General features: G+C 69.9%; 23 protein-coding genes. 21 read left to right on the top strand and 2 right to left on the bottom strand.

The genetic code is table 11. From position 1 onward, the window contains the following. Positions 1-7 precede the first annotated feature (7 nt). Together ACODSY_RS00115 and ACODSY_RS00110 are read left to right on the top strand one after the other, a co-directional pair. Positions 8-2,827 (top strand): [protein-PII] uridylyltransferase, encoded by a 2,820-nt coding sequence (locus tag ACODSY_RS00115; RefSeq protein ID WP_488949591.1) that lies wholly within the window; start codon positions 8-10, stop codon positions 2,825-2,827. Between the two features lie 112 nt (positions 2,828-2,939). Continuing rightward, the gene (locus ACODSY_RS00110) at positions 2,940-4,763 is read left to right on the top strand and encodes a DEAD/DEAH box helicase (protein ID WP_488949590.1); all 1,824 of its coding nucleotides are present in this window, start codon (positions 2,940-2,942) and stop codon (positions 4,761-4,763) included. 10 nt (positions 4,764-4,773) lie between these two features. On the opposite strand, the gene ACODSY_RS00105 is transcribed toward ACODSY_RS00110, so the two are convergent. Continuing rightward, positions 4,774-5,424, bottom strand: coding sequence for a sulfotransferase family protein (locus ACODSY_RS00105; protein ID WP_488949589.1), 651 nt, complete (start codon positions 5,422-5,424; stop codon positions 4,774-4,776). 130 nt (positions 5,425-5,554) lie between these two features. On the opposite strand from ACODSY_RS00105, the gene murJ reads away from it, so the two are divergent. The 14 genes from murJ (at position 5,555) to trmB (ending at position 18,451) form a co-directional block, all read left to right on the top strand. Continuing rightward, positions 5,555-7,195, top strand: a complete 1,641-nt coding sequence (murJ, locus tag ACODSY_RS00100) for a murein biosynthesis integral membrane protein MurJ (protein WP_488949588.1) — start codon at positions 5,555-5,557, stop codon at positions 7,193-7,195. Positions 7,196-7,323: 128 nt separating this feature from the next. Further along, on the top strand, positions 7,324-8,358 hold the full coding sequence (trpS, locus tag ACODSY_RS00095; protein WP_488949587.1) for a tryptophan--tRNA ligase: 1,035 nt from the start codon (positions 7,324-7,326) through the stop codon (positions 8,356-8,358). A 36-nt stretch (positions 8,359-8,394) separates the two neighbouring features. After that, entirely contained in the window at positions 8,395-8,871 is a 477-nt protein-coding gene (locus tag ACODSY_RS00090; RefSeq protein WP_488949586.1) for a universal stress protein, read from the top strand. Between the two features lie 45 nt (positions 8,872-8,916). Further along, complete coding sequence (locus tag ACODSY_RS00085; RefSeq protein WP_488949585.1) at positions 8,917-9,492, top strand: NifU family protein; 576 nt, start codon at positions 8,917-8,919, stop codon at positions 9,490-9,492. A 34-nt stretch (positions 9,493-9,526) separates the two neighbouring features. Continuing rightward, positions 9,527-10,165 carry a tRNA (adenosine(37)-N6)-threonylcarbamoyltransferase complex dimerization subunit type 1 TsaB gene (gene tsaB / locus ACODSY_RS00080; protein ID WP_488950139.1) on the top strand — a complete coding sequence of 213 codons (639 nt, stop codon included), beginning with the start codon at positions 9,527-9,529 and terminating at the stop codon, positions 10,163-10,165. Continuing rightward, positions 10,162-10,617 (top strand): ribosomal protein S18-alanine N-acetyltransferase, encoded by a 456-nt coding sequence (gene rimI, locus ACODSY_RS00075; protein WP_488949584.1) that lies wholly within the window; start codon positions 10,162-10,164, stop codon positions 10,615-10,617. The genes tsaB and rimI overlap by 4 nt, the downstream gene beginning before the upstream one ends. Before the next feature lie 72 nt (positions 10,618-10,689). After that, the gene (locus ACODSY_RS00070; RefSeq protein WP_488950138.1) at positions 10,690-11,061 is read left to right on the top strand and encodes a Fur family transcriptional regulator; all 372 of its coding nucleotides are present in this window, start codon (positions 10,690-10,692) and stop codon (positions 11,059-11,061) included. A 101-nt stretch (positions 11,062-11,162) separates the two neighbouring features. Then, complete coding sequence (gene miaB, locus ACODSY_RS00065) at positions 11,163-12,506, top strand: tRNA (N6-isopentenyl adenosine(37)-C2)-methylthiotransferase MiaB (protein WP_488949583.1); 1,344 nt, start codon at positions 11,163-11,165, stop codon at positions 12,504-12,506. Continuing rightward, on the top strand, positions 12,503-13,459 hold the full coding sequence (locus ACODSY_RS00060) for a PhoH family protein (RefSeq protein ID WP_488949582.1): 957 nt from the start codon (positions 12,503-12,505) through the stop codon (positions 13,457-13,459). Before miaB ends, ACODSY_RS00060 begins: the two co-directional genes overlap by 4 nt. Continuing rightward, on the top strand, positions 13,456-13,932 hold the full coding sequence (ybeY, locus tag ACODSY_RS00055; protein ID WP_488949581.1) for an rRNA maturation RNase YbeY: 477 nt from the start codon (positions 13,456-13,458) through the stop codon (positions 13,930-13,932). The genes ACODSY_RS00060 and ybeY overlap by 4 nt, the downstream gene beginning before the upstream one ends. Further along, complete coding sequence (locus tag ACODSY_RS00050; RefSeq protein WP_488949580.1) at positions 13,910-14,803, top strand: transporter associated domain-containing protein; 894 nt, start codon at positions 13,910-13,912, stop codon at positions 14,801-14,803. Before ybeY ends, ACODSY_RS00050 begins: the two co-directional genes overlap by 23 nt. Then, on the top strand, positions 14,804-16,384 hold the full coding sequence (gene lnt, locus ACODSY_RS00045; RefSeq protein ID WP_488949579.1) for an apolipoprotein N-acyltransferase: 1,581 nt from the start codon (positions 14,804-14,806) through the stop codon (positions 16,382-16,384). It abuts the gene before it with no gap. A gap of 96 nt (positions 16,385-16,480) precedes the next feature. Then, positions 16,481-17,701, top strand: coding sequence for a methionine adenosyltransferase (metK, locus tag ACODSY_RS00040; RefSeq protein ID WP_488949578.1), 1,221 nt, complete (start codon positions 16,481-16,483; stop codon positions 17,699-17,701). Positions 17,702-17,776: 75 nt separating this feature from the next. Then, a complete protein-coding gene (trmB, locus tag ACODSY_RS00035; RefSeq protein WP_488949577.1) occupies positions 17,777-18,451 on the top strand; it encodes a tRNA (guanosine(46)-N7)-methyltransferase TrmB in 675 nt (224 codons plus the stop codon). A gap of 6 nt (positions 18,452-18,457) precedes the next feature. On the opposite strand, the gene ppa is transcribed toward trmB, so the two are convergent. After that, complete coding sequence (ppa, locus tag ACODSY_RS00030) at positions 18,458-18,994, bottom strand: inorganic diphosphatase (RefSeq protein ID WP_488949576.1); 537 nt, start codon at positions 18,992-18,994, stop codon at positions 18,458-18,460. A gap of 132 nt (positions 18,995-19,126) precedes the next feature. Between ppa and ACODSY_RS00025 the strand changes: the two genes are divergently transcribed. The 5 genes from ACODSY_RS00025 to ACODSY_RS00005 form a co-directional block, all read left to right on the top strand. Continuing rightward, positions 19,127-19,798, top strand: a complete 672-nt coding sequence (locus tag ACODSY_RS00025) for a hypothetical protein (protein ID WP_488949575.1) — start codon at positions 19,127-19,129, stop codon at positions 19,796-19,798. 117 nt (positions 19,799-19,915) lie between these two features. Next, on the top strand, positions 19,916-20,458 hold the full coding sequence (rimP, locus tag ACODSY_RS00020; protein WP_488949574.1) for a ribosome maturation factor RimP: 543 nt from the start codon (positions 19,916-19,918) through the stop codon (positions 20,456-20,458). A 12-nt stretch (positions 20,459-20,470) separates the two neighbouring features. Then, positions 20,471-22,195 (top strand): transcription termination factor NusA, encoded by a 1,725-nt coding sequence (gene nusA / locus ACODSY_RS00015; RefSeq protein WP_488949573.1) that lies wholly within the window; start codon positions 20,471-20,473, stop codon positions 22,193-22,195. Between the two features lie 21 nt (positions 22,196-22,216). Further along, on the top strand, positions 22,217-22,882 hold the full coding sequence (locus ACODSY_RS00010; RefSeq protein ID WP_488949572.1) for an RNA-binding protein: 666 nt from the start codon (positions 22,217-22,219) through the stop codon (positions 22,880-22,882). A 71-nt stretch (positions 22,883-22,953) separates the two neighbouring features. Further along, the coding region (locus tag ACODSY_RS00005) for an IF-2-associated domain-containing protein (RefSeq protein WP_488949571.1) at positions 22,954-23,390 on the top strand (437 nt) is incomplete at its 3' end.

Here is a 23,390-nt window from a genome sequence, read left to right as displayed (position 1 = left end):
CGCTGCCATGGCCGCCCGTCTCCGCCCCACCCGCCTGGAATATGTCGTCGACGGCGTGCGCCTGCGCGCCCAGCTCTCGGCGGCGGCCCTGGAACACGTCGGCGACGAGCTGGCCCAGCGCAAGGCGGCGCTGGAGATCCTCAAGGCGGCCTTGTTCCGCGGCCGGATGATCGCCAAGGAGCGGCTGGAGAACGGCGCCGGGGGCATCGAGACCGCGCGTCTCCTGTCAGGAGTGACCGACGAGGTGGTCTCGGCGCTTTACGACTTCACCACCGTGCACATGTTCCGCGCCCGCAACCCGACCGAGGGCGAGCGCCTGGCGCTGATGGCGGTGGGCGGTTACGGCCGGGGCACGCTGGCGCCCTATTCCGACATCGATCTGCTGTTCGTGCGCCCCTACAAGCAGACCGCGCACGCCGAAAGCGTGATCGAGTACATGCTCTACGCCCTGTGGGACCTGGGCTTCAAAGTGGGTCACGCCTCGCGGACCGTGGAGGAGTGCATCAAGCTCTCCCGCGAGGACTACACGATCCGCACCTCGATCCTCGAGGCCCGTCGGCTGACCGGCGACGAGAAGCTGGCCGAGGAACTGGTGCGGCGCTTCCAGGCCGATGTGGTCAAGGGCACCGGCGCCGAGTTCGTGGCCGCAAAGCTCAAGGAGCGCGACGAGCGTCACGCCCGCGCCGGGGCCAGCCGCTACATGGTCGAGCCCAACATAAAGGAGGGGAAGGGCGGGCTGCGCGACCTGAACACCCTCTTCTGGATCGCCCAGTATCTGCATCCCGGCCAGTCCATCGAGAAGGTGCTGCAGCTCGAGATGTTCGAGCGCCGCGAGGTGCGCACCTTCATTCAGGCGTTCGACTTCCTCTGGGCGGTGCGCAGCCACCTGCACTTCACCACCGGTCGCCCGGAAGAGCGGCTGACCTTCGACCTGCAGCCCGAGATCGCGCGGAGGATGGGCTACGGCGACCGAGGCGACGCGCCCGCCGTCGAGCGGTTCATGCGCCGCTACTTCCTGATCGCGAAGGATGTGGGCGCCCTGACCCGCGTCTTCGCCGCCAAGCTGGAAGCCGACCAGGTGAAGATGGCGCCCAAGGGCATCAGCCGCTTCCTGCCGGGGCGCTCCGTGAAGCGCAAGCCGCTGGCCGAGCCGGGCTTCCATGAAGTGGGCGGACGACTGGACGTCGATCCCGACATCTTCCAGCACGATCCCACCAACCTGCTGCGCCTATTCAAGATAGCCGACCAGCGGAACCTGGACCTGCATCCCGACGCCTTCACGGCCGCCTCGCGCAGCATCAACCTGATCACCTCGGCGGTGCGGCGCGACCGGCACGCCGCGAAAGTGTTCCTGGACATCCTGGCCCGTGGCCGCGATCCGCGCACCACGCTGACGCTGATGACCGAGGCCGGCGTGCTGGGCCGCTACCTGCCCGAGTACGGGCGCATCGTCGCCCAGATGCAGTTCAACATGTACCACTCGTACACGGTGGATGAGCACACGCTCCGGGCCGTCGGCGTGATCGCCGACATCGCCGCCGGGCGGATGTCGGAAGACCATCCGCTGTCCAGCCAGGTCATGCCGCTGATCGCCGACCGCGAGGCGCTGTTCCTGGCCATGCTGCTGCATGACACCGGCAAGGGCGGGGCGGGCGGCCAGGAGGTGGCCGGCGCCCGCGCCGCGCGGCAAGCCTGCGAGCGGCTGGGGCTGGAACGGTCGAAGATCGAGCTGGTCGCCTGGCTGGTCGAGCACCACCTGGTGATGAGCGACTATGCCCAGAAGCGCGACGTCTCCGACCCGCGCACGGTGGCCGACTTCGCGCGCATCGTGCAGACGCCCGAGCGCCTGCGCCTGCTCCTCGTCCTGACCGTGGCCGACATCCGCGCGGTGGGTCCGGGCGTCTGGAACGGCTGGAAGGGTCAGCTGATGCGCGAGCTCTATTCGGCCACCGAGGCGGTGTTCCGCGGCGGCCGGGGCTCGGACGCCGCGGCGGCCATGCGCCGTTACCAGGAGAACGCCGCCTATGACGCGCGCGTGCGCCTCGCCAAGGCCCAGCCCGGCGCGGAGTCCTGGGGCGACGCGATGGAGGACGCCTACTTCACCGCCTTCACGGACGACGAGGTGGCCACTCACGCCCGCCTCGCCAAGGCGGCCGCGGAGAACGGCGGCGGGGCGGCCGAGTGCCGGATCCGCAACGACCTGAACGCCTCGGAGGTCGCGGTGGCGGCCACCGACCGGCCGCGCCTGTTCGTCGATCTCGCCGAAGCGATCACGGCGGCGGGCGCGAACATCGTCGGCGCGCGGGTGTTCACCTCGCGCGGCGGCCAGGCGCTGGACGTCTTCTATGTGCAGGACGTGACCGGCCAGCCGTTCGGCGCCACGGACGACCGGGTGTTGAAGCGCCTGGCCCAGAGCCTGGCGGGCGCCGCCCGGGGCGAGCCCCACGGCCGCGAGCCGCGTCGCCAGGACCTCGGCCGCGCGGCGGCGTTCGCCATCACCCCGGCGGTCATGCTGGACAACGACGCCTCCGAGACATCGACCGTGGTGGAAGTCTCCGGCCGCGATCGCCCCGGCCTGCTGGCCGCCCTCGCCCGCACCCTTTCGGACGCCGGGCTCGAGATCACGTCGGCGCACATCGACGGCTATGGCGAACGCGCGGTCGACGCCTTCTACGTGGCGGATGAGGCGGGACAGAAGCTGACCGACGCGCGCAAGGGCAACGCGTTGAAGACCGCTCTGCTCGCGGCCCTCAACGCCAGCGAGGCGGAGGCCGGTCAGGCCCGTCGCGCCAACCTGCCCCGAGCGCGCGCCAGCGTCGCGCGCTGAGCCGGGACATGCGTGCGCCAGCGTCGCACGCTGACGATTGCGCTTGCGTTTGCTACAGATGAGGCGTCCAAGGGCCGCCGTTTCGCGCCCGAAGCGCGACTAAGGACTTTCCATGCCATTCCCGACCACCCATCCGGCGCTCGCCCAGGCGCTCGGCGCCCAGGGCTATCGCGAGCCGACGCCCGTGCAGGAGGCCGTTCTTGCCGCCGAAGCCAACCGCGACCTGCTGGTCTCGGCGCAGACCGGATCGGGCAAGACCGTCGCCTTCGGCCTCGCCGCCGCAGCGCCGCTGCTGGGCGACGCCGAACGCTTCGACCGGGCCGGCGCGCCGCTCTGCCTGGCCATCGCGCCCACCCGCGAACTGGCGCTGCAGGTCAGCCGCGAGTTGACCTGGCTCTACGCCGCCGCCGGCGCGCGGGTCGTCACCTGCGTGGGCGGCATGGACGCGCGCCAGGAACAGCGGGCGCTGGGCGTCGGCGCGCATATCGTCGTCGGCACGCCCGGCCGCCTGCGCGACCACATCGAGCGCGGCAACCTGGACCTCACGGCGCTGAAGGTCGTGGTCCTCGACGAGGCCGACGAGATGCTCGACATGGGCTTCCGCGAAGACCTGGAAGAGATCCTCGATTCTACGCCCGCCGATCGCCGCACCTTCCTGTTCTCGGCGACCATCGCCAAGGACATCGCCGCGCTGGCGAAGCGCTACCAGAAGGACGCCGTGCGGATCGACACGATCCGCCGCGACGAGGCCCACGGCGACATCGAGTACCGCGCCGTGCGCGTGGCGCCGAACGAGGTGGAGAACGCGGTGGTCAACCTGCTGCGCTACTTCGAGAGCCCGGGCTCGCTGATCTTCTGCGCCACGCGCGAGCGGGTGCGGCACCTGTACGGCAGCCTGCGCGAGCGCGGCTTCGCGGTGGTCCAACTCTCGGGCGAGCTGTCGCAGAAGGAACGCTCGGACGCCTTGCAGTCGCTGCGCGACGGCCATGCCCGCGCCTGTATCGCCACCGACGTCGCCGCCCGCGGCCTCGACCTGCCGGAACTGGGCCTGGTGATCCACGCCGACCTTCCGACCAATACGGCCGCCCTGCTGCACCGCTCAGGCCGGACCGGTCGCGCCGGGCGCAAGGGCACCTCGGTGCTGATCGTGCCCTACACCAAGCGCCGTCAGGCCGAGCGACTGCTGCAGGTCGCCAACCTGAACGCCGAATGGTCGGGCGCGCCGCTGGCCGAGGAGATCCGCGAGAAGGATCAGGCCCGGCTGCTGGAAGATCCGCTGCTGAACGAGACGCCGTCGCCCGAGGAACTGGAATTGGCCGGCCGCCTGCTGGCCGACCGCAGCCCCGAGGCCGTGGCCGCCGCCCTGATCCGCCTGCACCGCTCGCGGCTGCCGGCTCCGGAGGAAATGTTCGGCGACGTGCCGGATCATCGGGGGCCGGAGCGCGGCGCCGATCGCGGCCCGCGTCCGCCGCGTCAGGAGCGTCCGCGCACGGACGTGGCCCAGATCAGCGACGGCGCGTGGTTCCGCCTGCCGGTGGGCCGCTCGAAGAACGCCGACCCCAAGTGGCTGGTGCCGCTGATCTGCCGTCTGGGCCACGTGACCAAGAAGGACATCGGCGTCATCCGCATCTTCGACCACGAGACGAAGTTCGAGATCAGTCCCGAGGCCGCGGGCCGCTTCGGCGAGGCGATCCGCGCCGCGTCGGAATCCGGCGAAATCCGCATTAACCCGTCCAGCCCACCCGGCGCCGCGCCGCCGTCGCGCGCCGAGCGCGGCCTGGGCCCGCACCCGAGCGGCCCCCGCCGCGACGGTCCCCGGCCAAGCGGTCCGCGCCGCGACGGCCCGCCGCCGCGTGGTCCGCGCCCCGGCCCGCGTGCCGATGGTCCTCGGAAGGGTCCCCCGCCCAAGAAGGGCAAGGGTCGGTCGAACGGCTGAGGGCGAACGCCTACGCCTTCGCCCTGTCCAGCATGGCGCGCATGTCCTCGGGCTTGCGGGCGCCGGACAGGTTGGCCTTGAAGTCGTCGGTTGAGTTCTCGCGCGGGAACGGCGTGTCCGGGACCGGCACGCCGAGGAATTCGCACAGCGGCGCCCAGCCTTGGGAAACCTCAAACACCAGCAGCCGATCCTTCGGCACGCCGGCGACCACGCGTTCGGTATGGCGGCGGAAGAAGTCGGTCATGAAGGCGCGGTCGTGCATGTCGCCGCCGTACCAGGCGTTGAGCTGGTTGAAGAACGGCCGCATCGGCGTACCCTCGGGGGGCGGCGGGCGTTCGGGGTTGAAGATCGTGGCCTGGGTGGAATCGAACCACTTGTCCGGATCGCGGACCGTGTGCAGCACCTTGGCGTCCGGATAGTGCTCCGTCAGCTCGCGCCAGTAGCAGCAACCCGGATGGTCGACCATCGAGCCGTAGCCCTCGAAGATCGCGTCCCACAGCGGGCGGCCGTTGCCCGCTTCGACCCACAGCGGCACCGTCTCGGGGTGCATGAACACTTCGACCATGTGGTGCGTCGGGCCGAAGCCGAGCTGTTCCAGCGCCAGCTTGGTCGACAGCGTGCCGGTCCGTCCAAGGCCGGATCCGATGACCTTCAGTCCCATGGCGTCCTCCCCGGCGCGATTTCTTAGAACCCTAACCGACCACGCCGATCCTGCATCAAGATTCCACACGCGGCGAGGCAAGCGAGCGGCTAGGTTGACGCGCCTTCCGACGCAGCGTTCCTAAGGCCCCGTGACCGAGACCCCCGCCGACGCCCCGCCTCCCGCCAAGAAGGGCGGGCTCCTTCGGTCGTCGGCCATCTTCTCGGGCCTGACGCTGGTCAGCCGGTTCCTAGGCCTGGCGCGCGACCTGGTGATCACCGCGCGCCTGGGCGCCAGCCAGACCATCGCGGCCGACGCCTACTACACGGCGCTGACCTTCCCGAACCTGTTCCGCCGGATGTTCGCCGAGGGCGCCTTCGCCGCGGCCTTCGTCCCCGACTATTCCAAGCGGCTGGTCGCCGAGGGCAAGGAGGCCGCCGACCGCTTCGCCGCCGACGCGCTGGCCACCATGGCCGCGGCCACCATCGCCATCACGGTCGTCTGCCAGCTCGCCATGCCGTGGATCATGACGGTCTACAGCTATGGCTTCCTGGACGATCCCGCGAAGTTCAAGCTGGCGGTGATCCTCACCCAGATCACCATGCCCTACCTGCCCTGCATGGTGATCGCAGCCCTGTTCGCCGGCACCCTGCAGGCGCGGGGGCGGTTCATCATCTACGGCTTCTATCCCACGGTGCTGAACGTGGTGATGCTGGCCATCGTCCTGCCGCAGAAGGACCCGACCACCGCTGCCTACGCCGCCTCGTGGGGCGTCCTGATCGCGGGCGTCAGCCAGGCCGCCCTATGCTGGTGGGGTGCGCGAAGATCCGGCGCGCGGATCACGCCAAAGGCGCTGCGTTTCACGCCCGAGGTGAAGGGCCTGGTGCGCCGGATGGTGCCGGGCGTGATCGCCTCCAGCGCCACCCAGATCAACCTGTTCATCTCGGCCATGCTGGCCAGCCAGGTCGCCGGCATGCGGGTCTGGCTGAACGTGGCCGAGCGGTTCTATCAGCTGCCCCTCAGCCTCGTGGGCGTCGCGATCGGCGTAGCGCTGCTGCCCCGACTCTCGACCGCGCTACAGCAGAAGGACCACGACGACGCCCAGGCCGCCATGGATCAGGCGGTGGTGTTCGGCCTGGCGCTTAGCTTGCCGGCGGCCGCGGCGCTTATGGGCATGCCGTTCTACCTGACCGACGGCTTCTTCGCCCGGGGCGCGTTCACCAGCCAGGACGCGGCCGACTCGGCGAAGCTCCTCTTCCACTACGGCTGGGGCGTGCCGGCCTTCGTGCTGATCAAGATCCTGCAGCCGGCGTTCTTCGCTCGCGGCGACACCCGCACGCCGATGGTCTATTCGCTTGTCTCGGTGGCGGTGAACATCGCGCTGGGTGTGGCGCTGTTCTTCACCCTGGGCTTCCAGGGCATCGCCTTCGCCACCGCGGCGGCCTCGTGGATCACCGTCCTGCAGATGCTGGTCTACCTGCGCCGCAAGGGGCAGTGGACGCCCACGGCGCGGGCGACCGGCAAGGTGATCCGCGTCACGCTGGCCAGCGTGGGCCTGGGCGCCGCAGTCGCCCTGGCTTCGCATTTCCGGGCGGCGATCCAGGCGCCGGTGGCGGCGCTGACCGGCGGCGCGGGCGCCAAGGAGGTGACGGTGATCGTCATCTGCCTCGCCGGCGCGGCGCTGTATCCGGTGCTGCTGTTCGCGTTCGGCGGCGTGACCCCGGCCGAGGCGAAGGCGGCGTTCCGCCGGCGCAAGGGCGACGTCGCCGCCCCGTCCGCCGACTTGCCGTGAGGCCGATCCGGCGGTATCGGCTGGCCCATGGCTTTCGAACGTCTCAGCTGGCGATGGCGCTGACCGCCTTCATCCCGTGAAAAACCGGGCTTGCGCCCGCCTGTCCGTTCCCTAGAGAAGCCACCACCATGACCGACCAAGCTCCGACCCCGTACGCGGGCCCCGAACGCGTGCTCTCCGGCGTCCAGCCGACCGGCGACCTGCACCTGGGCAATTACCTCGGCGCCCTGGTGAAGTTCGCGCGCCTGCAGCACGAGATCGAGACCTTCATCTTCGTCGCCGACATGCACGCCATCACCGAATGGCAGGAGCCGGCGAAGCTGAAGAACCAGGTCCGGGAGATCGCCGCCGCCTACCTGGCCACCGGCCTCGATCCCAAGGTCGCCACCATCTTCGCCCAGTCGGCCGTGCCTGAGCACGCCGAGCTGGCCTGGGTGTTCAACTGCGTCGCCCGCCTCGGCTGGCTCGACCGGATGACCCAGTTCAAGGACAAGGCCGGCAAGCACAAGGAGCGCTCGTCGGTCGGTCTCTACACCTACCCGGTGCTGCAGGCGGCCGACATCCTGGTCTACAAGGCGACCAAGGTGCCGGTGGGCGAGGACCAGCGGCAGCACCTCGAACTGACCCGCGACATCGCCCAGAAGTTCAACCACGACTTCGCTGCGCCAGGCTTCTTCCCGCTGCCCGAGGCCCTGACCCAGGGGCCCGGCGCGCGGATCATGAGCCTGCGGGACGGGTCGTCGAAGATGAGCAAATCCGACCCGTCGGACCAGTCGCGCATCAATCTGACCGACGACGCCGACGCGATCGCCAGCAAGGTCCGCAAGGCCCGCACCGACCCCGAACCCCTGCCGGAAACGGCCGAGGGCCTGGAGGGCCGTGCCGAGGCGCGGAACCTGGTTGGCATCTATGCGGCGCTCTCGGGCCAGACCGAGGCCCAGGTGCTGACCGAGTTCGCCGGCCAGGGCTTCGGGGCGTTCAAGCCGAAGCTCGCGGACCTGGCCGTCTCGGTCATGGGTCCGATCGGCGGCGAAATGCGCCGGCTGCTGGCCGATCCCACCGAGATCGACCGGATTCTGACGGCCGGCGCCGAGCGGGCCCGCGAACTGGCCGCGCCGACGGTGGCCGAGGTCAAGAAGCTCGTAGGCTTCTGGGCAGGCTGACTTGCGGATGATGTTGCGCCGGGCCACGCTCGGATCATGAGCACCCGGCGCAAATTCCTCGTGGTGGCCGACGAGACGCAGGAGTTCCAGGCGGCCCTGCGCTTCGCCTGCCGTCGCGCGCGTTCGACCGGCGGCTACGTGGCCTTGCTCAAGGTGATCGAGCCCGCGGTGTTCGAGCACTGGTCGGGCGTGCGCGAAGAGATCGCCCGACAGCAGCGCCAGGAGGCCGAGGCCTCGCTGCAGCAGAGCGCCGAATACGTCCAGGCCGAGACCGGCCTGCCGCCCGAGTTCCTGATCAAGGAGGCCGACTCCACGCGCGCCGCCCTCAAGCAGGTGCTGTCGGAGGATCCCGACATCAAGATCATGGTGCTGGCCGCCGCGGTCGGCGGGCGAGGTCCCGGCCCGCTGGTCAGCGCTATCGCCAAGGACGGCGTGAAGTTCGGGAGCCGCAAGGTGCCGATCACCATCGTTCCCGGCGACCTCACCGACGACGAGATCATCGACCTGGCCTAATTCGCCGCGCTTGCGCCGGCGGCCTGCCAGCGCCACATCTGGCGCATGTTCATCCAGACCGAAGCCACGCCGAACCCCGAGGTCCTGAAGTTCCTGCCCGGCAAGACCGTGCTGGGCGAGGGGACGCGGGACTTCCGCAGCCCGGAGGAGGCTGCCGCCTCGGCGCTGGCCGCCGAGCTGTTCGAGGTCACCGGCGTCACCCGTGTGTTCTTTGGCCCCGACTTCATCACCGTGGGCAAGCACGAGGCCGTGGACTGGCCGCTGCTGAAGGCGCCCATCCTGGCGGCGATCATGGACCATTTCACCTCGGGCCGGCCGCTGTTCGCCGACGAGGGCGACAGCAACGCGGGGGGCCACGACGACGGCGTCTACGAGGGCGAGACCGCCCAGATCGTCGCCGAGATCAAGGACCTGCTCGACACCCGCATCCGTCCGGCCGTGGCCCAGGACGGCGGCGACATCCTGTTCAACCGCTTCGACGTCGAGACGGGCGTGGTGTGGCTGAACATGCGTGGCGCCTGCTCCGGCTGCCCGTCGTCCTCGGCGACGCTGAAGGCCGGCGTCGAAAACATGCTGAAGCACTACGTCCCGGAAGTGACCGCGGTCGAACAGGCGCTTTGAGCTAGAGCGGGAAACGGCTACCCGAGGGGCGATGATCGTCCTGGGGCTCGACACCTGCCTTAATGCCTGCGCGGTCGCCGTTCTCGACGGCGAGACCGTGCTGGCGCATGCCTCGGAGGTCATGGCGCGCGGCCACCAGGAACGGCTGGCCCCCATGACCCGGGCGGTGATGGACCAGGCCGGCATTCCCTTCGAGCGGCTGCAGCGGGTCGGCGCCACCGTGGGACCGGGCTCGTTCACCGGCCTGCGCGTGGGGGTGGCCTTCGCCAAGGGCCTGGGGTCCGCGCTGGGGATCCCAGCCGTGGGCGTGGGCTCGCTGGAGGCGCTGGCCGCCGAAGCGGGCGGCCTGGTCGCCGCCGTCATCGATGCGCGCCGCGACCAGCTCTACCTGCAGGTCTTCGACGACGGCCACGCCCTGATGGCGCCCGACGTCCTGCCGATCGGGACGGCGGCGGCGCGCCTGGCCGAACTGGCCATGGGCCGGGCGCTGACCTTGGTGGGCTCCGGCGCACCGTTGCTGGCCGACGCCGCGCCGGGGGCGGATATCCTGACGCCGGAGGGCTGCGACGCCCGCGCGGTGGCGCGGTTGGCGGCGGCCAAGGCGACAGCCCCGATCCGGCCGCTCTATCTCCGCGCGCCCGACGCCAAGCTGCCCGGTGGCCGCGATCCATGAAGCTGACGGCCGCGAAGCCGGAGGATGCGCCGGACATGGCCGGGGTCCACGCCCAGGCCTTCGACACGCCCTGGGACGAGAACGATTTCGAGGACCTGCTGGACGGCGACGGCATCTTTGGCCTCGTCGTGCGCGGCGACGATCCGGCCGGCGTCCTGATCTGCCGCGTGGCGGCAGGGGAGGCCGAGGTGTTGACCGTCGGCGTGGCGCCCTGGGCGCGGCGCCGCGGTGTGGGCGAGGCCCTGATGACCGCCGCCATCGGCATGGCGCGCCAGGCGGGCGCCGAGGCGATGTTCCTGGAGGTCGATGTCGACAACGCCGGCGCGGTGGCGCTCTACGAGCGGCTGGGTTTCGTGCGCGCCGGCCTGCGCAAGGCCTACTACGACCGCGGCGTCAACGGCCGAGCCGACGCCCTCGTGATGCGTCTCGACCTTACATCCGGACCTGACTAGACCTATCCTCACGACAACCAGCAAGAGGCCCACGTGTCGGACCGCATCGAGAAACTCTGCCTCGAGAAGAACATGCGCATGACGGAACAGCGCCGCGTGATCGCGCGCGTGCTGTCGCAGGCCTCGGACCACCCCGACGTGGAGGAACTGCACCGCCGCGCCCACGCCGTGGACCCGCACATCTCCATCGCCACGGTCTACCGCACGGTGCGCCTGTTCGAGGAAGCCGGGATCATCGACCGCCTCGACTTCCGCGACGGCCGCTCGCGCTACGAGGAGCACTCGGACGACCACCACGACCACCTGATCGACATGAAGACCGGGCAGGTGGTGGAGTTCGTGGACGAGGAGATCGAGGCCCTGCAGGTCGCGATCGCCAAGAAGCTCGGCTACCGCCTGGTCGATCACCGGCTCGAGCTCTACGGGATGCCGATAGAAGAGTAGCGGGCGAAGCCGCCAGCGATCCCTCTCCCCCGATGCGACGCGTGGTTGGAGAGGAGGTCCAACGCTTGCGCCGCCCCCTTCGCGACCCCATAAACCGCCGCATGTCCGAGCCCGCGCCCACGAAGCGCCTCTACATCAAGACGTACGGCTGTCAGATGAACGTCTACGACAGCGAGCGCATGGCCGATGTCCTTGCGCCGCTGGGGTATGGGATGACGGACGATCCGGCGGGCGCGGACCTGGTGGTGCTGAACACCTGCCACATCCGCGAGAAGGCCACCGAGAAAGTCTATTCCGAGCTGGGCAAGCTGCGCGAGATGCGTGACGACCGCCTGGCCGACGGCGGCTCGCGGATGACCATCGCGGTCGCCGGTTGCGTCGCCCAGGCCGAGGGCGAGGAAATCATGCGGCGGCAGCCGGCGGTCGACCTGGTCGTCGGCCCCCAGGCCTACCACCAACTCCCCGAGCTGATCGCCCGCACGCACCGGGCGCGCGGCGAGCGGCTTTCGGCCGACTTCGCACCCGACGAGAAATTCGACGCCCTGACGGCCGACCGCCGTCCGACCGGCGTCTCGGCGTTCCTGACCGTGCAGGAGGGCTGCGACAAGTTCTGCACCTTCTGCGTGGTGCCCTATACCCGCGGCGGCGAGTGGTCGCGGCCGGCAGCAGACATCGAGGCCGAGGCGCGCAGCCTTACGGCCAAGGGCGTGCGCGAGGTCACGCTGCTGGGGCAGAACGTCAACGCCTACGACGGAGAGGGCGGCCTGGCCGCGCTCGTGAAGCGGTTGGCCAGGATCGAGGGCCTGGACCGCATCCGCTACACCACCAGCCACCCGCGCGACATGGACGACGCCCTGATCGCCGCCCACGGCGAGGTCGAGGCGCTGATGCCCTACCTCCACCTTCCGGTGCAGGCGGGCTCGGACAAGATCCTGAAGGCGATGAACCGCGCCCACACGGCCGAAAGCTATCTACGGGTGATCGAGAAGGTGCGCGCCAGCCGACCCGACATCGCGATAAGCGGCGACTTCATCGTGGGCTTCCCCGGCGAGCGCGACGCCGACTTCGAGGCGACGCTGCAGCTGGTCCGCGAGGTCGATTATGCGAGCTGCTTCTCGTTCAAATATTCCCGCCGCCCGGGTACGCCCGCCGCGGCCCTCCCCGGCCAGGTGGCGGAAGAGGTGAAGGACGAGCGGCTGGCGCGCCTGAACGCCCTGCTGGACGAACAGCGGCTGGCTTTCAACCGCGCCCAGGCTGGCAAGACACTGGGCGTGCTTTTCGAGAAGCGCGGCCGTCATCCGGGCCAGCTCGTGGGCAAGAGCCCCTACCTACAGCCGGTGTTCGTCAGCGCGCCGGATCGGATGCTGGGCCAGATCGTTCCGGTGAAGGTGGAGACGACCGCCCAGAACAGTCTGGGCGGCGTGCTTGAAATGGAAAGCGCTTGAGCCGAGCTCCCGAATTCATCGCCCTGTCCGACGCCGCCGTGCGCGCGGTGGCGGGCGCCAACAGCCGTCACGCCGCCCTGATCGAGGACGCGTTCGGCGTGCTGGTCGAGACGCCCGGCGGCGGCGTGTCGCTCTCGGGCGACACCAAGGCCCGCACCCAGGCCAAAAAGGCCGTGCAGGCGATTGCCGAACGCGCCGACCAGGGGCTGGAGATCGAGGAGGCCGATGTGCGCGTCGCCATCGGCCAGGCGCGATCCGGTCCCGGCGCGCCGGGCGCCGCGAATCTGCCCGTCGGTCGCCGCGGACAGGTGGCGCCCAAGACCGCGACCCAGGCCCGTTACCTCCAGGCGCTGGGCGAGTGCGAGCTGGTGTTCGGCCTGGGCCCCGCCGGCACGGGCAAGACCTTCCTGGCCGTGGCGCACGGGGCGGGCATGCTGCTGCGCGGCGCCGTCGACCGGCTGATCGTCTCGCGACCGGCCGTCGAAGCCGGCGAGCGCCTGGGTTTCCTGCCCGGCGACATGAACGAGAAGGTCGACCCCTACATGGCCCCGGTCTGGGAGGCGCTGACCGACATCCTGGGCGCCGAACAGCTCCGCCGCCGGCGGGAGAAGGGCGAGATCGAGGTCGCGCCCATCGCCTTCCTGCGGGGGCGCACGCTCAGCCACGCCTTCGTCATCGTCGACGAGGCGCAGAACGCCAGCCGGGCGCAGATGAAGATGGTGCTGACCCGTCTCGGCGAGGGCTCGCGCATGGCGGTCACCGGCGACCCGACCCAGATCGACCTGCCGAACCCTCGCGACTCCGGCCTCGCCCACGCGGTGAGCCTGCTGGAGGGCGTGAAGGGCATCGGGATCACTCGCTTCTCGTCGGAGGACGTGGTCCGCCACCCGCTGGTGGAGCGGATCGTGCGCGCCTACGACGCCGACGCGGCCCGGCACGGACGGACGGTTTGATCGACGTCGAGGTCGAGGACGACGCCTGGACGGCCGCGCTGGCGGACGCCGAGGCGGCGACGCGCTTGGCGGCAGAGGCGGCGCTGGCGCACGAGGACGTCGCCGGCGGCGTGACCCTGCTGCTCACCGACGACGAGAGCGTGCGCGAGCTCAACGCCCGGTTCCGGGACAAGGACGCGGCGACCAATGTCCTGTCCTTCCCCGCGCCGCCGAACCCCGAAGACCACCTCGGCGACGTGGCGCTGGCCTACGGCGTGTGCGCCCGCGAGGCCGCCGAACAGGGCAAGCCGCTGCGCCACCATTTGCAGCACCTGACGGTCCACGGCGTGTTGCATCTTCTCGGATACGATCACATCGGCGATGATGAGGCCGAGGCCATGGAAGGCCTCGAGCGTGCGGTGCTGGCCGGTCTGGGCGTCCCAGACCCCTATGCGGCCGGCGAGGGAGAGCATGAACGACCCCGAACCTCCTAGTCGACAGAGCCCGCGCCGGCAGAGGCGCGGGCTCCTCGCCCTGTTCGACTTCTTCCGGCGCACGGCGGAGGCGGCCGCCGACGAAGCGCCCGAGCCTCTCACCGAAACCGGCGGCCAGCTGGTCAGCCAGGCGCGCGCGTTTCAGGACCTGCGCGTCGAGGATGTGATGAAGCCTCGCACCGACATCGTCGGCATCGAGCGCGGCTGCACGTTCGCCGAGCTGACCGCCCGCTTCGTCGAGGCCGAGCACAGCCGCATGCCGGTCTACAAGGAGACTCTCGACGAGCCGGTGGGTGTCGTCCACGTGAAGGACGTCTTCAAGCTGCTCGCCGGCAAGGCCCGCCAGCCCAAGCCGGACGACCACGTGCTGTCGGGCCGCCGCAACCTGCTGCGCGAGGTGCTCTATGTGCCGCCGTCGATGCTGGCCGAGCGGCTGCTGGCCACCATGCGCGCCAAGCGGATCCATATGGCCCTCGTCATCGACGAGTTCGGCGGCGTGGACGGCCTGGTGACGCTGGAGGACCTGCTGGAGAGCCTGGTCGGCGATATCGAGGACGAGCACGACGAGGAGGGCGACCTGGGCTACCTCCCGATCGTGGCCGACGACGACGGCTGGATCGTCGACGGCCGCGCGCCGCTAGAGGAATTGGAGCACGCCATCGGCGCCGGCGCCGACCTCGCGCCCGAGGACCTGGACGAAGAGATCGAAACGGTCGCCGGCCTGGTCAACGCGCTCGCCGGTCGCGTCCCGCAGAAGCGCGAACTGATCGAGCACCCCGATGGGTACCTGCTCGAGGTACTGGCGGCCGATCCCCGGCGCGTGAAGCGCGTGCGGGTGCGCCGCGTCCCCGAAGCCGCGGCCGAGGCCTGAGTGACGCGTCCCCGCTGGTATGCGCCGGTGACCGCGCTGCTGGGTGGGTTGGCGGCGGGCCTGGCCCATCCTCCGTTCGGCCTCGCCTTCGGCCTCCTGGGCTTCAGCGTGATCCTGCTGCGGCTGGAGACGATCCACGGCGAACGGCCGCGGCGCTCGGCCTTCTTCCTCGGCTGGCTGGCGGGGCTGGGCTATTTCGGGATCTCGACCTGGTGGATCGGCGAGCCGTTCCTGGTGGACGCGGCGACCTATGGCTGGATGGCGCCCTTCGCCATCGTGCTCATGGGCGGCGGCCTGGCGCTGTTCTGGGGCGCGGCTGCGCTGACCTATCGGGCGCTTCGGCCGCGCAGCGCCTGGAAACCGCTGGTCTTTGCCGGCGTGTTCGCGGCCGCGGAGTGGCTGCGGGGACATATCCTGACCGGCTTCCCCTGGAACCTCGTCGGCGAGGCCTGGCAGGCCGGTAGCGCGCCCTCGCAGGCCGTTGCTCTGGTCGGCGCCTATGGCCTGACGTGGATTACCCTGGCTCTGGCCGCCGCGCCGGCCGTGCTGATGCTGGAGGTGCGCCGCACGGCCCAGGCGGGGCTGATGGTCGCCGCCGGCGTCGGATTGACCGCGCTCTACGCCGGCGGCGCTGGGCGCCTCGCGGCGGCGCCCGACACCCTCTACGCCGCCAACGCGCCGGTGATCCGCATCGTCCAGGCCAACATCGACCAGAAGGACAAGTGGAAGCCCGAGAATCTCGACCTCGTCTTCTCGGCCTATGAGGGTCTGACGAAGCGGCCGGCCCAGCGGCCGCCGGACGTCGTGATCTGGCCCGAGGGCGCTCTGCCGGCGGTGATCGACGACCTCATCGCTCCGGGCTCGCCCTACGGGCCCCGCCTGCGGGACGCGCTCGCGCCCGGCCAGACGCTCCTGATGGGCGCCAATCGGGCCGAACCCGACGGGCGAGGCGACTATCGCTATTTCAACACCCTTGTCGCCTTCCGGCGGGACGAGAGCGCGCTGCGGGTGGCCGGCTACTACGACAAGTTCCGGCTGGTGCCGTTCGGCGAGTTCATGCCGCTGGGCGATCTGGCCGGACGCCTCGGCATCCGCGCCCTCGTGCACATGCCCGACGACTTCACCGCGGGGCCGCGCCCGCGGCCCCTGGTCCTGCCGAGCGTGCCGGCCGTCCAGCCGCTGATCTGCTACGAAGCGTTGTTCCCCGGCCTCGCCGCCGACGGGGGCGGCCGCCCGGCCTGGATCCTCAACATCTCGAACGACGCCTGGTTCGGCCGCACCAGCGGACCCTGGCAGCACCTGAACATCGCCAGCTACCGCGCCATCGAGCAGGGCCTGCCGATCGTGCGCTCCACGCCCACCGGGGTCTCGGCGGTGATCGACGCCCAGGGCCGACTGATCGAGGACCGCATGCTGGGCCTGGGCGGCTACGGCGTTATCGACGCGCGCCTGCCTTCGCCGGCGCCGCCGACCGTCTACAGCCGGGTGGGCGACTGGCCGTTCGGCGGGCTCCTGGCCCTTTCGGTTGGCGCGTGGCTGCTCGGACGGCGCCGGCGGCGTCCGCGGGCTGCGGCGGAGTAGCCGCCCCGCTTGGCATCACATAAGGATTTCTTTATAGGCTGTCGCCCGACTTACAGGCCGGACCGCAAGCCGAACCACTCGTCCCGGAGCTATCTCTTGAGCCGTTCCAGCTACAACTTCACCAGCGAAAGCGTGTCCGAAGGCCACCCCGACAAGGTCGCCGACCGCATCTCGGACACCGTGGTCGACGCCTTCCTGAGCGTCCAGCCCGAGGCGCGCGTCGCCTGCGAGACCCTGGTGACCACCAACCGGATCGTGCTGGCCGGCGAGGTCCGCGCCGGCAAGCCGGGCGGCTCCAAGGCCGAAAACAAGGCGTTGACCAAGGAGATCGTGCGGTCGCTCGAGCCCAAGGTCCGCGCCGCGATCAAGGACATCGGCTACGAGCAGAAGGGCTTCCACTGGAACAAGGCGAAGTACGCCTGCCACCTGCACGAGCAATCGGCCCACATCGCCCAGGGCGTCGACGCGACGGAGAAGAAGGACGAGGGCGCGGGCGACCAGGGCATCATGTTCGGCTACGCCTGCGACGAGACCGACGCCCTGATGCCGGCGACGCTGCAGTACAGCCACGACATCCTGAAGAAGCTGTCGGAAGTGCGCCACTCGGGCGAATGCCCGGTGCTCGAGCCCGACGCCAAGAGCCAGGTGACGGTGCGCTACGAGGACGGCCGCCCGGTCGAGATCCTGCAGATCGTCGTCTCGACCCAGCACAAGAAGCGCTTAGGCCTGCACATCGCCACGCCGAAGCGCCTGGAAGGCGTCATCAAGCCGTACGTCGAGGGCGTGATCCCGGCCGGCCTGATCACCAAGAAGACCAAGTGGCACATCAACCCGACCGGCCGCTTCGAGATCGGCGGCCCGGACGGCGACGCCGGCGTCACCGGCCGCAAGATCATCGTCGACACCTACGGCGGCGCGGCCCCGCATGGCGGCGGCGCGTTCTCGGGGAAAGACCCGACGAAGGTGGACCGCTCGGCCGCCTACGCCTGCCGCTACCTCGCCAAGAACGTCGTCGCCGCGGGCCTGGCCCGGAAGTGCACGATCCAGATCAGCTACGCCATCGGCGTCGCCCAGCCGCTCAGCTTCTACGTCGACCTGCACGGCACCGGCGAAGTGGATCCGGCCAAGCTGGAAAAGACCCTTCCCGAGATGATCGGCGGCGCGACGCCGCGCGCCATCCGCGAGCACCTGCAGCTGAACCGCCCGATCTATGCCCGCACCTCGGCCTACGGCCACTTCGGCCGCCAGCCGGACAACGAGGGCGGCTTCTCCTGGGAGCGCACCGACCTCGCCGCCGCGCTGAAGTCGATCGCCTAGACTCTCTCACCTCGCGTGACGTGACCACGGCGCCGCGAAAGCGGCGCCGTTTGCGTTTCGGTGTAGGGAACCGCCATGTCCGACCATCATCCGCCGCTCCGGTCCTTCGGCCGCCTGAAGTCCCGTCCGATCAAGCCGCGCCAGGCCGCGCTGATGGAGACGCGGCTGCCTAGCCTGCGCGTGCCGCCCGGGCCGGTGGACCTCACCGCGCTCAAGCCCGACGCGCGCGAAGCGTGGCTGGAGATCGGCTTCGGCGGCGGCGAGCACATGGCCGCCCAGGCTGCCCGCGCCCCGGACGTGCTGATCCTGGGCGCCGAGCCGTTCGTGAACGGGGTCGCCAGCGCCGTGCGCCATATCGACGAACAAGGTCTGGAGAACGTCCGGCTGCACGACGGCGATGTGCGCGAGCTGATCGCCCGCCTGCCCGACGCCGGCCTGGCGCGGGTCTTCATCCTCTTCCCCGATCCTTGGCCCAAGACCCGCCAGCAGAAGCGACGCCTGGTCCAGCCCGAGTTGGTGGCCGAGCTGGCGCGCGTGCTGCGGCCGGGCGGGCGCCTGCGCTTCGCCAGCGATGTGGCGAGCTATGTGGACCAGGCGCTGGAGCGATTCGTCGCCAACCCGGCCTTCGCCTGGACCGCCGGGCGTGCGGACGACTGGCGAGTCCCGCCGGCCGACCACATCACGACCCGCTACGAGGAGAAGCGCCTCGGCGATTGCGCGCCGGTGTTCCTCGATTTCGTCAGGGCCTGACCTGCCCTAGGCGTTGGCGGTCTTGTAGGCCTCGATCGAGCCGCGGATCAGCTCGCCGGCCTCTTCCGGGTCGGCCCAGCGGATGATGTCGACGCTCTTGCCCTTCTCCAGGTCTTTGTAGTGCTTGAAGAAGTGGGCGATCTGCTCGGTCAGGATGGCCGGCAGCGAACGCCAGCTGTCCACGCCCGCGTAAAACGGGTGCAGGGCGTCGACCGGCACGGCCAGGATCTTTTCGTCGCCACCGGCCTCGTCGCGCATGATCAACGCGCCGACCGGACGGGCGCGGATGATCGCGCCTGGGACAACCGGCGTCGGGCCCACCACGATGATGTCCATCGGGTCGCCATCGTCGGCCAGGGTATGCGGGATGAAGCCGTAGTTGCCCGGGTAGAACATCGCGGTGTGCAGGAAGCGGTCGACGAAGATCGCGCCGCTTTCCTTGTCGATCTCGTACTTCACCGGCTCGCCGCCCTGCGGGATCTCGATGAGCGCGTTCACGTCATACGGCGGGTTCTTGCCGACGGGGATCTTGGAGAGGTCCATGGGAGGAGGGTCCTGCGAGAGACACACAAAGGAAGGCGCGCTCTGTGGCCTAGGAAAGAGGACAAGGGAAGCCCTTACACCTTGACGCCGGGCTATTGAGCACGTTCGCATCCCGCCGGGGCGTAGAAGGGCATGTTCGCGGTCGATCACGTCGCTGTCTGGCTGAAGGAACGTGACGCGGCCCTCGCGCGATTGGCCGACGCGACCGGGCGTCCGATTCTGGAAGGCTATGCGCCTGAGGGCCGCCGCGTTGCCCGAGGCCTGAGGTTTTGTAACGGCCCCTTCATCGATCTGCATCGCTCGGAGGTGAACAGAATGGCCCTGTTGGCGCTGCGAGGGTCGGTGGGAGAAGCCGCGGCCTTGGCTCAACGGTGCGGCTGGAGGTCTCGCGTGACGCAGCAAGTGGCGGGCGGAGAGCCTTGGTCGATCCTGTCGTTCGCGCGAGGCCAAGGGGTGCTCAGCCTCCTGTTTGTAATTCAGTACGCAGATGATCCGATGGCGTGGGCCTCTCCGGTCTACAACGGAGGGCTCTATCATCGGCCTCCCGAAGGCGGTCTCGCCTTGGAGGCGGTGCGGATGACGGCGTCCGACCTAGACCGTGCCGACCGCGACCTACGATTGCTCGGTTTCCCGGCCGAGGTCGGTGGGCGATACGTTGGCGGAGGTCCCGATTTGTTGGTCTCCGCGGGTGAGGATGCGGTGGTTGGCCTGGAGATCGAGGGGGCTGATCCTCGGCGTGAGATCTCGATCGGTCCGACACTGACAGCTCGCGTCGGCGCTGGCCTTGCGTATCGACGGGGCTGACAAGCCGCTGATCTGGCGCTATATACCCATCAACATCGTCCGTTAGCGCTGTATGGCGCCTACGAGCGGCGGGCTCCGGCCCGGCCGCTTTTTTCTTTACTAGGGCCCTGGTTTCGTATGCGCGGGAAGACCGCAGAGGACCTGAAACTGCTGGAGCTGCTCGACCCCGTGTCGGAGGCGGCGGGCTACGCCATCGTGCGCCTGCGCCTGATGGGGGGCGACGAGCGCCGCAAGCTGCAGATCATGGCCGAGCGTCCCTCCGACGGCGACATGAACGTCGAGGACTGCGCCCGCCTGAGCCGGGCCATCTCCGAGGTGATGGACGCCGCCGACCCGATCACCGGGGAGTATGTGCTGGAGGTCAGCTCGCCCGGCATCGACCGGCCGCTCACCCGGCTGGAGGACTTCACCGCCTACGAGGGCTATGAGGTCCGGCTGGAGCTCGACCGGCTGGCCGAGGGCCGCAAGCGGTTCCGCGGCATCCTGGTCGGCCTCGAGGGCGACCAGGTGGCCATCGACCTGGAGGGCGAGGCCGAGACCGCGTTAATCCCGTTCGCCTGGATCACCGAGGCCAAGCTGGTGCTGAACGACGATCTCATGAAGCGGGGGGCGGAGAGCCGCGCCGCCCGCCTCGCCACCGAACAACAGACTTCCGAATAGAGGAACGACCCCATGAGCGTGACTGGCATCTCCGCCAACCGGCTCGAACTGCTCCAGATCGCCGAGGCCGTGGCCCGCGAGAAGGCGATCGACAAGGAGATCGTCATCGAGGCGATCGAGGAGGCGATCCAGAAGGGCGCCCGCGCCCGTTACGGCGCCGAGCACGACATCCGCGTGCACATCGATCCGAAGACGGGCGAGACCACGATCAAGCGCGTGATCACCGTTGTGGCCGACGACGCCGTTTTCGGCGGCGGCTTCGACGAGGACGGCAACGAGCTCCCGGTCGAGGAACCGCCGGGCATCCTGCGCCTGGCCGACGCCAAGCGGCGCGACAAGGACGCGGCGGTCGGGAAGACCTACGAGGAGCTGCTGCCGCCGTTCGAGTTCGGCCGGGTGCAGACCCAGATGGCCCGCCAGGTGGTCATGGGCAAGGTCCGCGACGCCGAGCGCGAGCGCCAGTACGAGGAGTACAAGGACCGCGTGGGCGAGATCGTCAACGGCACGGTCAAGCGGGTCGAGTACGGCAACGTCGTCGTCGACCTGGGACGCGGCGAAGGCATCATGCGCCGCGACCAGTCGATCCCGCGCGAGAACTTCAACATCGGCGACCGGATCCGCTGCTACATCTACGACGTCCGCCGCGAGACGAAGGGTCCGCAGATCCTGCTCTCCCGCGCGCACGGCGGCTTCATGGCCAAGCTGTTCGCCCAGGAAGTGCCGGAAGTGTACGACGGGGTCATCGAGATCCGCGCTGTCGCCCGCGACCCGGGCAGCCGCGCCAAGATGGCGGTCATCTCCAACGACAGCTCGATCGACCCGGTGGGCGCCTGCGTCGGCATGCGCGGTTCGCGCGTGCAGGCGGTGGTGGCCGAGCTGCAGGGCGAGAAGATCGACATCATCCAGTGGAGCCCGGACGAGGCGACCTTCATCGTGAACGGTCTGGCCCCCGCCGAAGTCTCCAAGGTGGTGATGGACGAGGAAGACGAGCGCGTCGAAGTGGTCGTGCCGGACGAGCAGCTGTCGCTGGCCATCGGCCGCCGCGGCCAGAACGTCCGCCTCGCCTCGCAGCTGACGGGCTGGCAGATCGACATCATGACCGAGAGCCAGGAGAGCGAGCGTCGCCAGCGCGAGTTCGCCGAGCGCACGGCGCTGTTCCAGGAAGCCCTGGACGTGGACGAGGTGATCGCCCAGCTGCTGGTGACCGAAGGCTTCGCCTCGGTCGAGGACGTGGCCTACGTCGACGTCTCCGAGATCGCCTCGATCGAAGGCTTCGACGAGGAGACCGGCGCCGAGATCCAGGCCCGCGCCCAGGAATACCTCGACAAGGAAGCGGCCGAGTACGACGCGAAGCGTAAGGCGCTGGGCGTCGAGGACGGCTTGCTCGAGATCGAGGGCGTCACCCTGCCGATGGCCGTGGCCCTGGGCGAGGGCGACGTGAAGTCGGTCGAGGATCTGGCCGGCCTGGTGCCCGACGACCTACGCGGCTGGTTCGAGAGCAAGAATGGCGAGCGCGTCCGCGAGCCGGGCATTCTCGAGAGCTTCAGCCTGGAGCCGGCCGACGCCGAGCTGCTGATTATGCGCGCCCGCATCGCCATGGGCTGGGTCGAGGCCCCGCCCGAGGAAGAGGTGGTCGAGGAAGACGGGGGCGAGGAGGTGTTCGCGGACGCCGACGGAGAGCCTTCGGAAGAGCATGTCGCCGAGGCGGAAGCCGCCGGCGAAGCTCAAGACGCCTAAGGCAGGGTGAGGTGACCCGCCATGGAGACATCCGCCGCTAGGCCCCATGCCACTCTCGCCGAGGCGTCGCGGGAACGTCGCGACATCGTTTCGGGCGAGGTCATGGAGGAGGCGCGGCTGATCCGCTTCGTGGCGGGGCCGGACGGGCGCGCCGTGCCCGACCTGGCGCGCAAGCTGCCGGGCCGTGGGATGTGGGTCGCCGCCGACCGCGCTTCGGTGACGCAGGCGGCGAAGAAGGGGCTATTCGCCCGCGCCGCCAAGGCCAAGGTCGTCGCGTCGCCCGAGCTGGCCGACCAGGTCGAAGCCCTTCTGCGCGCGCGGCTTTTGTCGGGCCTGGGCCTTGCGCGGCGCGCCGGCGATCTTACCTCGGGGTTCGAGAAGGTTTCCTCCGCAATCTCGTCAGGCAAGGCCGCCTGGCTGATCGAGGCGTCGGACGGCGCGTCCGACGGACGGCGAAAGATCATGGCCCTGGCCCGAAAGGCGTCTCCGGCTCCCGGAGTGGTCGGTGTCTTCGGCGCCGCCGAATTGGGTTTGGCCTTAGGGCTGGAGAATGTGATACACACCGCCTTCCTTGCGGGGCGAGCCGCCGAGCGTTGGGCCGAAGATGTCCGGCGCCTGGCGGGATTTAGTCCGCTCCTTCCTGAGGATTGGCGCGAGGAGCCTGTCGAGGCCAAGCGGGAGCCATGAGGCTTTCCGCCCTTCGACGTTGATAGATGACCGATGTCCGGGATCCGCCCGGGGCTGAGTAAAGCGAGCGAATGAGCGAAGACAACAACAACGGCCGTAAGCCCCTGACCCTCAAGCCCCGCACCGGCGGGTCGGTCAGCTCGGGCACGGTGAAGCAGAGCTTCAGCCACGGCCGGACGAAGACGGTGGTCGTGGAGACCAAGCGGGCGCGTCCGCACCAGGCGCCCGGCGGCAACCTGGCCGCGCCGTCCAATGCCGAACGCCGCGTCTTCGAGCCCCAGCGTCCCGCTGCGCCGCCGCAAGGCCAGCGTCCCGCCGCCCAGCCGAACGACGGCCTCTCGGCCGAAGAGCGCGCCGCTCGCCAACGCGTGATCGAGGCCGCTCGCGCCCAGCAGGCGCAGCAGGAAGCCGAACGCCGGGCCCGCGAAGACCGCGCCCGCGCCGAAGCCGAGGCCGCCCGCGCCGCCCAGGCCGCGGCTCAGGCCGCCGCCGCGCCACCGCCGCCGGC

Source organism: Phenylobacterium sp. FG114 (assembly GCF_057809855.1).
The sequence above is the reverse complement of the archived record's forward strand: the minus strand, read 5'-3'. Positions and strand labels throughout refer to the sequence as shown.

Bases quoted from the DNA above. Each gene is read 5' to 3' on its own strand.
- ACODSY_RS00115 (WP_488949591.1), top strand. From the start codon at position 8: ATGGCCGCCCGTCTCCGCCCCACCCGCCTGGAATATGTCGTCGACGGC.
- ACODSY_RS00110 (WP_488949590.1), top strand. From the start codon at position 2,940: ATGCCATTCCCGACCACCCATCCGGCGCTCGCCCAGGCGCTCGGCGCC.
- ACODSY_RS00105 (WP_488949589.1), bottom strand. From the start codon at position 5,424: ATGGGACTGAAGGTCATCGGATCCGGCCTTGGACGGACCGGCACGCTG.
- trpS (WP_488949587.1), top strand. From the start codon at position 7,324: ATGACCGACCAAGCTCCGACCCCGTACGCGGGCCCCGAACGCGTGCTC.
- ACODSY_RS00090 (WP_488949586.1), top strand. From the start codon at position 8,395: ATGAGCACCCGGCGCAAATTCCTCGTGGTGGCCGACGAGACGCAGGAG.
- ACODSY_RS00085 (WP_488949585.1), top strand. From the start codon at position 8,917: ATGTTCATCCAGACCGAAGCCACGCCGAACCCCGAGGTCCTGAAGTTC.
- rimI (WP_488949584.1), top strand. From the start codon at position 10,162: ATGAAGCTGACGGCCGCGAAGCCGGAGGATGCGCCGGACATGGCCGGG.
- ACODSY_RS00070 (WP_488950138.1), top strand. From the start codon at position 10,690: ATGCGCATGACGGAACAGCGCCGCGTGATCGCGCGCGTGCTGTCGCAG.
- miaB (WP_488949583.1), top strand. From the start codon at position 11,163: ATGTCCGAGCCCGCGCCCACGAAGCGCCTCTACATCAAGACGTACGGC.
- ACODSY_RS00050 (WP_488949580.1), top strand. From the start codon at position 13,910: ATGAACGACCCCGAACCTCCTAGTCGACAGAGCCCGCGCCGGCAGAGG.
- trmB (WP_488949577.1), top strand. From the start codon at position 17,777: ATGTCCGACCATCATCCGCCGCTCCGGTCCTTCGGCCGCCTGAAGTCC.
- ppa (WP_488949576.1), bottom strand. From the start codon at position 18,994: ATGGACCTCTCCAAGATCCCCGTCGGCAAGAACCCGCCGTATGACGTG.
- ACODSY_RS00025 (WP_488949575.1), top strand. From the start codon at position 19,127: ATGTTCGCGGTCGATCACGTCGCTGTCTGGCTGAAGGAACGTGACGCG.
- rimP (WP_488949574.1), top strand. From the start codon at position 19,916: ATGCGCGGGAAGACCGCAGAGGACCTGAAACTGCTGGAGCTGCTCGAC.
- nusA (WP_488949573.1), top strand. From the start codon at position 20,471: ATGAGCGTGACTGGCATCTCCGCCAACCGGCTCGAACTGCTCCAGATC.
- ACODSY_RS00010 (WP_488949572.1), top strand. From the start codon at position 22,217: ATGGAGACATCCGCCGCTAGGCCCCATGCCACTCTCGCCGAGGCGTCG.